The sequence below is a fragment of the Streptomyces sp. NPDC059398 genome (genome assembly GCF_042751845.1).
GTDB lineage: Bacteria > Actinomycetota > Actinomycetes > Streptomycetales > Streptomycetaceae > Streptomyces.
Map to the genome: position 1 here is coordinate 2,259 of NZ_JBHYWP010000033.1, position 10,288 is coordinate 12,546.

Here is a 10,288-nt window from a genome sequence, read left to right on the forward strand (position 1 = left end):
CGCCTGCCGGTTCCCCCGCCCCAGCTGTTCCGCTCTCTGCTTGTCGGCGGCGGCCGGACGCTACTTTCTGACCACCAGCAGGACGATCACCGCGATGACCACCAGGGCGGCCACCACCGCGGCGGCGATCTTGCCCTTGCTGTACGGCCGTTCGCCGATGACCTCGGCGGTCCGTGCGTTGACCATGACCTGCCAGCTCTTGCCCGCGTAGAGATAGGTCAGGAACCACACCGGCAGCAGCATCAGCTTGAAGGTGAGACCCGAGTACCGGGTGTCCACCGAGTGGACCCGCTGCTCGTCCCCGCCGATATCGGAACGGCAGTCGCCCGTGATGACCTTGGCCATCCGCTCCTTGGCGGTCACCAGCCCTTCCTCCGGCTCCACGTCGTACCGCACGGTCTGGAAACCGGCCAGGTACTCCGGCTGGAAGGGCTTCGCCTCTTCCAGCGGCCAGGGCGTCAGCTTGTCCAGCTGCTTCGTCGCCACGTGGTTGGTCCCCGCGACCAGCACATCGTCGAAGTCGCGGCTGACCGTCCCGGAGGCGGCGAACCAGCGGGTGTGGCGCACCTGACGGGTCTTGGTGACGCTCTGGCCGTTCTCCTCCGTGGTGTAGGTCTCGGTCACGTAGTAGTACTCGCCACGCTGGCCCCGGTAGTGGGAGACCGTCTCCGCGTCATACGTCCAGTGCGGCAGATAGCTGCCTTTGAACGTCTCGGCCTCGCTGACTTTCTTCAGGCTGGAAGGGGCGAACCAGCGGGAGGACGTCCACTTGCGCAGCGCCTCACGTGCGTTGTTGCGGTCCAGGCCGAAGGGGACCACCGCTTCGGGCGCCACACGCTCGGTGGCGTCCGGCTCCGCGACCAGCGCGGTCGCACAGAACTGGCAGCGGGCGGAGAGGTCGTCGGTCTCGGTGTGGGCGCCGCAGCCGGGGCAGACATAGGCCCGCACGCCCGCGGGCACCGAGTCACGCGGCTTGGCGGGCAGCGCGGCCAGCTCGTCCCAGCTGTGCTCGCGCACCTGCCGGGGCAGAGCGGTGACGGCCTGCTCCTGACCGCAGTACGGACAGCGCATCGCGTCGGAGCCCGGTGCGAACTCCACGGTGGCGCCGCACGCCTGGCAGGGGTAGGACCGGGAGGCGGCCGGTCCGGACACGGCGGCCCCGGCGCCCGGGCCGGTGCCGGGCGCGGTGGGCGGGCCGGTGTACTGATCGTCGGTGGTCATCGTCGCCCGGCCTCAGCCCTGCGGGGGGAGCGGCGGCGGCACGGACCCGAAGAGCCCGCTGACCCCGGGCACCTGGTCGGCGGGGAGCCAGCCCGGCATCCCGTCCTTCCAGACGAGCGTCGCGCGCGTCAGCGTGCCCGCGCCCACCAGACCGCTCAGCGTGGCGCTGTCGTAAGGCCCCTGCTGGGCGCCGTCGACACCGATGAACCACTGCTCCTGGGCGGGCAGCGGCGGGGGGCCCGCCGCCTGCGCGGGCGCTGCGGCCGGCGCGGGCGCCGCAGCGGACTGCTGCGGGGCGAGACCGGCCGCCATCCGCTGACCGGCTGCCATCCCCAGGCCGAGCCCCATGCCTTCGCCGACCCCGCTGCCGGGGGTCCGCGCCCCGGCGCCGAGCGCGTCGGCCGCCTGGAACTGGGTGTACTGGTCGAGATTGCCCGCGATGCCCATCCGGGAGCGGGTGTCGATCGCCTGCTCCACCTCCGGCGGCAGCGAGATGTTCTCGATGATGAACTTGGGGACCGCGATACCGACCGGTGTCAGCTCCTGGGTGAGCGCACCCGCCAGCTTCACGCCGATGGCCTCCTGCTGGGTCGCCAGATCCAGCATCGGCACGCCCGAGTTGGCCAGCGCGCTGCCCAGCTTGCCGACTATCAGCTGCCGCAGGTACTCCTGCACCTCCTCGGTGCGGAACTGCGGGTCGGTGCCCGCCAGTTCGCGCAGCAGCGCGGCCGGATCGACCACCCGCGCGGCGAAGGCGCCGAAGGCCCGGAGCCGCACCATGCCGAACTCGGGGTCACGGACGATGACCGGGTTCTGCGTGCCCCACTTCATGTCGGTGAACTGGCGGGTGGTGACGAAGTAGACCTCGGCCTTGAAGGGCGAGTCGAACCCGTACTTCCAGCCCTTCAGCGTGGCGAGCAGCGGCAGGTTCCGCGTCTCCAGGGTGTAGGTGCCGGGCTGGAAGACATCCGCGATCCGGCCCTCGTTGACGAAGACCGCCGTCTGCGACTCGCGCACGACGAGCTTGGCGCCCATCTTGATCTCGTTGTCATGGCGCGGGAAGCGCCACACGATGGTGTCCCGGCTGTCGTCGGTCCATTCGACGATGTCAATGAATTCTCCGCGGATGCTGTCGAACAGCCCCATGGAACCTCCCCCGCTCTCGTTCTCGCACCTTGCCTGACACGCCACGGAACGATAGCAACCGGTTCGGACACCTGGCCGGGCTGTCCACAGGCGCCCCCGCGCACCGGCCGGCAGGACGCCCGTGCCGGCCCGTCGGCAGGTCCCGTACCGGTCTGCCGGCAGGTCAGGGCGCTTCGACCGTCACGGAGAAGGAGAACCGGTCACCCCGGTACCGGATCCGGGCCACGTCCACCACCCGGCCCGCCTCGTCGTACGTCACCCCCGTGTAGTGCAGGATCGGCGAGAGCAGCGGAACCCGGAGCAGTTCGGCCGTCACCGGATCCGCGAGCCGTGCCTCGACCGTGTCGGTGATCCGGCTGATCCGCACCCCGACCTCGTCCCGCAGGACCTTGGTCATCGGCCAGCGCTCCAGATCACCGGGCCGGACGGCGGCCGCGATCTCCGGACGGAGCGCGTTCTCCGCCCAGTTGACCGGCTCCCCGCTCTCGCCGTCGCAGCGCAGCCGGGTGTAGTCGACTACCTCGTCGAGACCGGGGAAGTGCTCGGCCAGCTCGCCCGGCACGGGGACCGGACCATGGCTGAGCACGGTCGTCCGCTCGCCCGACTGCTGGGCGACGATCGCGTCGATCGACCCCAGCAGACGGCGCGGAGCGCTCGGCCGTGCGCCGGGGTCGATGAAGGTGCCGCGCCGCCGGTGCCGGGTGATGAGGCCCTCCGTCTCCAGCTCCTTGAGGGCCTGCCGCATGGTGAGCACGCTGACGCGGTAGTGCCCGGCCAGCTGTTCCTCGGTGGGCAGCCGCAGCGGATCCTGCGGTCGGCGGCCCAGTATCGAGGCCCGCAGCGACTGCGAGACCTGGTACCAGAGAGGCAGCCTGCGGTTCAGGACCAGCGAATCGGGGGCGAAGGCGGTCACATGGGTCTCCGTACGTACGGACGGTCGGCCGGCCGGCACCGGACGGCGGGCGACCGTGGTGCGAGTATCCCTCAGCCCTCCCAGTGCCTGGCCAGCCCCTGCCACACCTCGTCGTACCCGGTCTGAAGATGTCCGGCGCGCGCCGCCTGCGCGGTCGCCGTCACCGGCCATCGCGTCTCGAACATGAAGGCCAGTCCGTCGTCGATCTTCTGCGGCTCCAGCTCGGCGGCGCTCGCCCGCTCGAAGGTCTCCCGGTCAGGACCGTGCGCGGACATCATGTTGTGCAGAGAGCCGCCGCCCGGGACGAACCCGCCCTGGCCGGCCGTCTTCGCGTCGTACGCGCCCTCGATCAGCCCCATGTACTCGCTCATCACATTGCGGTGGAAGTACGGCGGCCGGAACGTGTCCTCGCCGACCAGCCAGCGCGGTGCGAAGACCACGAAGTCGACCCCGGCGAGACCCGGTGTGCCGGACGGCGAGGTGAGCACCGTGAAGATCGACGGGTCCGGGTGGTCGTAGCTGATGGAGCCCATCACATTGAAGCGGTGCAGGTCGTACACGTACGGCACATGGTTGCCGTGCCAGGCGACGACATCCAGCGGCGAGTGGTCGTACTCCGCGGCCCAGAGGTTGCCGCAGTACTTGCTGACCACCTGGACCGGCCGCCCGTCGTCGCCGTCGTCCTCGAAGGCGGCCACCGGGGCCAGGAAGTCCCTCGCGTTCGCCAGGCCGTTGGCGCCGATCGGGCCGAGGTCGGGGAGCTGGAAGGGACGGCCGTAGTTCTCGCAGACATAGCCGCGGACCGATCCGTCGAGCAGCTCGACGCGGAACCGTACGCCGCGCGGGATCAGCGCGACCGAGCCCGGCCGCACGCTCAGCAGCCCCAGTTCGGTGCGGACGAGGAGCCCGCCGCTCTCCGGGACGATCAGCAGCTCGCCGTCCGCGTCGCTGAACACCCGGTCCGTCATGGAGGAGTTGGCGTGGTAGAGGTGTACGGCCATACCGGAGCGGGTGCTCGCGTCGCCGTTGCCGCCCAGCGTCCACAGACCGGCCAGGAAGTCCGTGCCGGGCGCCGGTTCGGGCAGCGGGTCCCAGCGCAGCCGGTTGGGGTCGGGCACGGTCTCGGTGAACGGCGCACCGCGCACCGTGCCGTTGTCGATCCGGACGAACGGCGGATGGGCTGCGGACGGCCGGATCCGGTAGAGCCAGGAGCGCCGGTTCTGCGCGCGGGGCTCGGTGAACGCGGAGCCGCTGAGCTGCTCCGCGTACAGCCCGAGCGGGGCGCGCTGCGGCGAGTTCCGGCCGTGCGGCAGGGCGCCGGGCACCGCCTCCGTGCTGTGCTCGTTACCGAAACCCGAGGAGTACACCAGCGCGTCGGCCGTCTCCCCGGCCCTCTCCAGCGCCGCGGCCCGCTCGGTCTCTCTGGCCTGCTCGGTGGTCGTCATCGCTCGCTCCCGGGTGCCGAAAGAATCCTATGCTCAACAGTAGGATTGCGCTTACCGCGCGTCAACGGGGAGAAACCGGCCGCAACACGGCGCCGGGGCATCATGGAACGCATGCCCGATCCGAACGCGCTCCGCCGCGTCCCCGTACAGCAGCGCAGCGCCGAGCGGCTGACCCGGATACTCGACGCCTGCGCGGACATCCTCGACGAGGACGGCTACGAGCGGCTGTCCACCCGCGCCGTCGCCGCGCGGGCGGCCGTGCCCATCGGCTCCGTCTACCGCTTCTTCGGGAACAAGCGCGCGATGGCGGACGCTCTGGCGCAGCGCAATCTGGACGGTTACGCGGCCCGGGTCACCGAGCGGCTCACCGTCCTCCCTGCGGCGGACTGGCGCGGGGTGATCGATGCCGTACTGGACGAGTACCTCGCCATGCGGCGGACCGTCCCCGGATTCGCGTTCGTCGACTTCGGCGGGCCCGCGGCGCTGGACGAACCCAACCCGAAGGTCGCCGACCGCCTCACCGGACTGCTCGCGTCCCACCTCGGCAGGGCCGCGGACGACCGGCTGCGCCGCAAGGTGCTCGTCGGCGTCGAGGCGACCGACGCGCTGCTCCAACTCGCCTTCCGGGCCGAGCCGTCGGGCGACCAGGGGCTGATCGGGGAGGTCAGGGAGCTGCTGCACGCGTATCTCGGGCCGGTGCTGGACTGAGGCGGGGGAGGGTGGGGCCGGAACGGTCCGACGGGTGGGTCTCTCCGGAGCCCTGCTCCGGCGGTCGCTCCCGCGCCCGCCCCGGTCCGCGCGCCGGTGACCCGTACGCCGGTCCGCTTCCGATGCCCCTGGCGCCGGAAAACTAACATCGCTAGTTTGGGCGGTGACGGCCCTCGCGACGGCCACCCGGCCGGCACCGGCCCGCGCCGTTCCGGCGAGGCGCGGGGGATACGGCACAGCACAGCGACACCGGCAGGCTCTGGAGGAGTGCGATGAAGCCCCACGACGGCATGTACATCGGCGGCGAGTGGCGGCCCGCGGCGGGCGGGGACACGATCGCGGTGGTGAACCCCGCGGACGAGCAGGTCATCGGCCATGTCCCGGCGGGCACCCCGGAGGATGTCGACGCGGCGGTACGGGCGGCCCGCGCGGCCTTCCCCGCCTGGGCGGCGACGGCGCCCGCCGCGCGCGCGGCCAGGATCGGGGCCCTGCGCGACGTGCTGGTCGCCCGCCAGGACGAGATCGCCGAGACCGTCACGGCCGAGCTGGGCGCACCCCTGAAGTTCTCCCGGGCCGTGCACGCCGGAATGCCTGCGATGGTCGCGGGTTCGTACGCCGAACTGGCCGCCGCCCACCCCTTCGAGGAGACGGTCGGCAACTCGAAGGTCCTCTCCGAACCGGTCGGTGTGGTCGGCGCGATCACCCCCTGGAACTACCCGCTGCACCAGATCGTCGCCAAGGTGGCCCCGGCGCTCGCCGCGGGCTGCACCGTCGTCCTGAAGCCCGCCGAGGACACTCCGCTGACGGCGCAGCTGTTCGCCGAAGCGACCGCGGAGGCCGGTCTGCCCGCCGGAGTCTTCAACCTCGTCACCGGTCTCGGTCCGGTCGCGGGCCAGGCGCTGGCCGGGCACGACGGCGTCGACCTGGTCTCCTTCACCGGCTCCACCGCGGTCGGCCGCCAGATCGGCGCGGTCGCGGGCGCGGCGGTCAAGCGTGTGGCGCTGGAGCTCGGCGGGAAGTCCGCCAACGTCATCCTGCCCAGCGCCGATCTGGCCAGGGCAGTGGCGGTGGGCGTCGCCAACGTCATGGGCAACTCCGGCCAGACGTGCAGCGCCTGGACCCGGATGCTGGTCCACCGCGACCAGTACGACGAGGCGGTCGGCCTCGCCGCTGCCGCCGCCGCCAAGTACGCCCCGGGCGAGCGGATGGGCCCGCTGGTCAACGCCAAGCAGCTGGACCGCGTCCGCGGATACATCGAGAAGGGCGTGGAGGAGGGGGCCAGGCTCGTCGCGGGCGGCCCCGAAGCGCCGTTCGAGCGGGGGTACTACGTCAGCCCGACCGTTTTCGCCGATGTCACCCCCGGCATGACCATCGCGCAGGAGGAGATCTTCGGCCCGGTCGTCTCGCTGATCGCCTACGAGGACGAGGAGGACGCCCTGCGCATCGCCAACGGCACCGTCTACGGCCTCGCGGGCGCGGTCTGGGCCGGTGAGGAGAGCGAGGCGGTGGCCTTCGCCCGGCGGATGGAAACCGGCCAGGTCGACATCAACGGCGGCCGGTTCAACCCGCTCGCCCCCTTCGGGGGTTACAAGCAGTCCGGCGTCGGCCGCGAGCTCGGCTCGCACGGTCTCGCCGAGTACCTCCAGACCAAGTCCCTGCAGTTCTGACCCCGGGAGCACCGCACATGGTCCGCGCCGCCGTCCTGTCCGCCACCGGCTCCCCCCTGGAGATCACCGGCATCGAACTGCCGGATCCCGGCCCCGGCCAGGTCCGGGTCCGGCTCGCCGCCGCCGGGGTCTGCCACTCCGACCTCTCGCTCGCCAACGGCACCATGCGGGTGCCGGTCCCGGCCGTGCTCGGCCACGAGGGCGCGGGCACCGTCGTCTCCGTGGGGGAAGGGGTCACCCATGTCGCCGCCGGGGACGGTGTGGTTCTCAACTGGGCGCCTTCCTGCGGGAGTTGTCATGCCTGCTCGCTCGGTGAGGTGTGGCTCTGCGCCGACGCGCTCTCGGGTGCCGGGCGCGTCCACGCCCGTACGGCAGACGGCGTCGACCTCCATCCCGGCCTGAATGTCGCGGCGTTCGCCGATGAGACGGTCGTCGCCGCGAACTGCGTCCTGCCGGTGCCCGAAGGGATCCCGCTCACCGATGCCGCGCTGCTGGGCTGCGCGGTTCTCACCGGGTACGGCGCGGTCCACCACTCGGCACGGGTCGCCCCGGGGGAGACGGTCGCGGTCTTCGGGGCCGGCGGGGTGGGTCTCGCGACGCTGCAGTCCGCGCGGATCGCGGGTGCCTCGGAGATCATCGCGGTGGACGTCTCCCCGGCCAAGGAGGAGCTGGCGAGGGCCGCCGGTGCCACCGGGTTCGTGGTGGCGTCCGGGACGACGGCCAAGGACATCCGCCGGCTGGCGGGCGGCCACGGCGTGGACGCGGCGATCGAGTGCGTGGGCCGCGCGGAGACCATCCGTACGGCGTGGGAGTCGACACGGCGTGGCGGCCGTACCACGGTGGTCGGCATCGGCGGCAAGGACCAGCAGGTCACCTTCAACGCCCTGGAGCTCTTCCACTGGGGCCGTACGCTCTCCGGCTGCGTCTACGGCAACTCCGACCCGGCACGGGACCTGCCGGTGCTCGCCGGGCACATCCGGGCGGGCCGGCTCGACGTCGGGTCGATGGTGACGGAGCGGATCGGCCTGGAGGGGATCCCCGGCGCCTTCGAGAACATGCTCGCGGGCAAGGGCGGACGGGCGCTGGTGGTCTTCGAGTAGGGCCCCGGTGGCGGGACGGCGGACCGGCCGGCGCACGCGTGCCGTCGGCGTCAGCCGCCGTCCCGGACCGGCCGGACGGCCGCGAACTGCACGGCGAGACCGTCCACCAGGGCCCTGAGTCCGGTCTCGAAGGCGCCGTTGTCGACCTTCTGCCGGTGTTCGGCCAGCAGATGCGCCTGGCCGAGGTGCGGATAGTCGGCCGGGTCGTAGGCCGTCTCGTCGTCGACGAAGCCGCGCGCGAACGAGCCGAGCGCCGAGCCGGTGATGAAGTACCGCATCAGCGCCCCGATGTAGGTCGCCTGGGCGGGCGGCCACCCCGCGCGGACCATCGCGCCGAAGACCGCGTCGGCCACCCGCAGCCCGGCCGGGCGCCGTCCGGGGCCGCGGGCCAGCACCGGGACGATGTTGGGGTGGTCGCTGAGGGCCTCCCGGTAGGAGACGGCCCAGTCGTGCAGCGCGGTGCGCCAGTCGCGGCCGTCGCCCTCGTCGAACATCGACAGGTCGATCTGCGCGGAGACCGCGTCCGCGACCGCTTCGAGGATCTCGTCCTTGGTGCGGAAGTGGTTGTAGAGCGAGGGCCCGCTGACCCCCAGTTCGGCGGCGAGCCGCCGGGTGGAGACGGCGGAGAGCCCCTCGGAGTCCACGAGCGCGCTCGCGGTCGTGACGATGCGCTCCCTGCTGAGGAGGGGCTTGCGTGGGCGGGCCATGGCGCACATAGTAGGGGCTGTCATCCAGAAACTAGCAGTGCTAATTTAACTGGATCCGACGGTGTCCGGGCCCGGCCGCTGAAATGAGAGGTGCCCCCATGAATCTGGAGCTCAGCGAGGAGCAGTCCGCGGTACGGCGGCTCGCCGAGGACTTCGTCGCCCGGGACGTCGCCCCGTACGTCGTCGAGTGGGACCGGGCGGAGAGCGTCGACCGCTCCGTGGTGCGCAAGCTCGGCGCGCTCGGCTTCCTCGGTCTCACCGTGCCCGAGGAGTACGGCGGCTCCGGCGGCGACCACCTCTCGTACTGCCTGGTCACCGAGGAGCTCGGCCGCGGTGACTCGTCGGTGCGCGGTATCGTCTCGGTCTCGCTGGGCCTGGTGGCCAAGACCATCGCGCACTGGGGCGACGAGGAGCAGAAGCGGCGCTGGCTGCCCGGACTCACATCCGGCGAGCTGATCGGCTGCTTCGGCCTCACGGAGCCCGGCACCGGCTCCGACGCGGGCAGCCTCACGACGAAGGCCGTCCGGGACGGCGGCTCGGGCGACTACGTCGTCAACGGCTCCAAGATGTTCATCACCAACGGCACCTGGGCCGATGTGGTCCTGCTCTTCGCCCGCTCCACCGACGCGCCCGGCCACCGGGGGATCTCGGCGTTCCTGGTCCCCACCGACACCCCGGGGCTCACCCGGCGCACCGTCCACGGCAAGCTCGGACTGCGCGGCCAGGCCACGGCCGAGCTGGTCCTGGAGGACGTGAGGGTCCCGGCGTCGGCCATGCTGGCACCCGAGGGCAAGGGCTTCTCGGTCGCCATGTCGGCGCTGGCCAAGGGGCGGATGTCGGTCGCGGCGGGGTGTGTGGGCATCGCCCAGGCGGCGCTCGACTGCGCGGTGAAGTACGCGACCGAACGCGAGCAGTTCGGCAGGACGATCGCCCACCACCAGCTCGTCCAGGAGCTGATCACCGACATCTCGGTGGACGTGGACGCCGCCCGGCTGCTCACCTGGCGGGTCGCCGATCTGATCGACCGGGGCGAGCCGTTCGCCACCGAGTCCTCCAAGGCGAAGCTCTTCGCGTCGGAGGCCGCCGTACGGGCCGCGAACAACGCCCTCCAGGTCTTCGGCGGTTACGGGTACATCGACGAGTACCCGGCGGGGAAGCTGCTGCGTGACGCACGGGTGATGACGCTGTACGAGGGCACCAGCCAGATCCAGAAGCTGGTCATCGGCCGCGCGCTCACCGGGGTCTCGGCCTTCTGAACCGGCCCGCGGTCATCGCGGATGAGTAGCCGTACTGAGTAGCTGTGGGGGGGGGGGGGGGGGGGGCCCCCCACCAGCCCCGAGCCCCCCACTCTCAACCCCCGACAGGCCGAACACACACCCAC

9 protein-coding genes are annotated in these 10,288 nt (G+C 71.9%); 4 read left to right on the forward strand and 5 right to left on the reverse strand.

Features of this window, described 5'->3' with window-relative positions; translation table 11 throughout:
• Positions 1-60: 60 nt before the first annotated feature.
• The 4 genes from ACFXBC_RS14605 to hmgA form a co-directional block, all read right to left on the reverse strand.
• Positions 61-1,221 (reverse strand): hypothetical protein, encoded by a 1,161-nt coding sequence (locus ACFXBC_RS14605; RefSeq protein WP_385023387.1) that lies wholly within the window; start codon positions 1,219-1,221, stop codon positions 61-63.
• A gap of 12 nt (positions 1,222-1,233) precedes the next feature.
• Positions 1,234-2,367: an SPFH domain-containing protein gene (locus ACFXBC_RS14610; RefSeq protein WP_385023389.1), complete on the reverse strand. Its 1,134-nt coding sequence runs from the start codon at positions 2,365-2,367 to the stop codon at positions 1,234-1,236.
• A gap of 163 nt (positions 2,368-2,530) precedes the next feature.
• Positions 2,531-3,280, reverse strand: coding sequence for a GntR family transcriptional regulator (locus ACFXBC_RS14615; protein ID WP_385023391.1), 750 nt, complete (start codon positions 3,278-3,280; stop codon positions 2,531-2,533).
• Between the two features lie 71 nt (positions 3,281-3,351).
• A complete protein-coding gene (hmgA, locus tag ACFXBC_RS14620) occupies positions 3,352-4,725 on the reverse strand; it encodes a homogentisate 1,2-dioxygenase (protein WP_385023393.1) in 1,374 nt (457 codons plus the stop codon).
• Positions 4,726-4,827: 102 nt separating this feature from the next.
• Here hmgA and ACFXBC_RS14625 point away from each other — a divergent pair, with 102 nt between their 5' ends.
• From ACFXBC_RS14625 to ACFXBC_RS14635, 3 genes are all read left to right on the forward strand, one after another.
• Positions 4,828-5,433, forward strand: coding sequence for a TetR family transcriptional regulator (locus ACFXBC_RS14625; protein WP_385023395.1), 606 nt, complete (start codon positions 4,828-4,830; stop codon positions 5,431-5,433).
• Positions 5,434-5,705: 272 nt separating this feature from the next.
• Positions 5,706-7,100 (forward strand): aldehyde dehydrogenase family protein, encoded by a 1,395-nt coding sequence (locus ACFXBC_RS14630; RefSeq protein WP_385023397.1) that lies wholly within the window; start codon positions 5,706-5,708, stop codon positions 7,098-7,100.
• 17 nt (positions 7,101-7,117) lie between these two features.
• Positions 7,118-8,200, forward strand: a complete 1,083-nt coding sequence (locus ACFXBC_RS14635) for a Zn-dependent alcohol dehydrogenase (protein WP_385023399.1) — start codon at positions 7,118-7,120, stop codon at positions 8,198-8,200.
• A 50-nt stretch (positions 8,201-8,250) separates the two neighbouring features.
• Here ACFXBC_RS14635 and ACFXBC_RS14640 read toward each other — a convergent pair whose 3' ends face one another.
• The gene (locus ACFXBC_RS14640; RefSeq protein ID WP_385023401.1) at positions 8,251-8,907 is read right to left on the reverse strand and encodes a TetR/AcrR family transcriptional regulator; all 657 of its coding nucleotides are present in this window, start codon (positions 8,905-8,907) and stop codon (positions 8,251-8,253) included.
• Positions 8,908-9,005: 98 nt separating this feature from the next.
• Between ACFXBC_RS14640 and ACFXBC_RS14645 the strand changes: the two genes are divergently transcribed.
• The gene (locus tag ACFXBC_RS14645) at positions 9,006-10,163 is read left to right on the forward strand and encodes an acyl-CoA dehydrogenase family protein (RefSeq protein WP_385023403.1); all 1,158 of its coding nucleotides are present in this window, start codon (positions 9,006-9,008) and stop codon (positions 10,161-10,163) included.
• Positions 10,164-10,288: the final 125 nt, after the last annotated feature.

Coding starts and splice junctions, on each gene's coding strand:
- ACFXBC_RS14605 (WP_385023387.1), bottom strand. CDS start 1,221: ATGACCACCGACGATCAGTACACCGGCCCGCCCACCGCGCCCGGCACC.
- ACFXBC_RS14610 (WP_385023389.1), bottom strand. CDS start 2,367: ATGGGGCTGTTCGACAGCATCCGCGGAGAATTCATTGACATCGTCGAA.
- hmgA (WP_385023393.1), bottom strand. CDS start 4,725: ATGACGACCACCGAGCAGGCCAGAGAGACCGAGCGGGCCGCGGCGCTG.
- ACFXBC_RS14625 (WP_385023395.1), top strand. CDS start 4,828: ATGGAACGCATGCCCGATCCGAACGCGCTCCGCCGCGTCCCCGTACAG.
- ACFXBC_RS14630 (WP_385023397.1), top strand. CDS start 5,706: ATGAAGCCCCACGACGGCATGTACATCGGCGGCGAGTGGCGGCCCGCG.
- ACFXBC_RS14635 (WP_385023399.1), top strand. CDS start 7,118: ATGGTCCGCGCCGCCGTCCTGTCCGCCACCGGCTCCCCCCTGGAGATC.
- ACFXBC_RS14640 (WP_385023401.1), bottom strand. CDS start 8,907: ATGGCCCGCCCACGCAAGCCCCTCCTCAGCAGGGAGCGCATCGTCACG.
- ACFXBC_RS14645 (WP_385023403.1), top strand. CDS start 9,006: ATGAATCTGGAGCTCAGCGAGGAGCAGTCCGCGGTACGGCGGCTCGCC.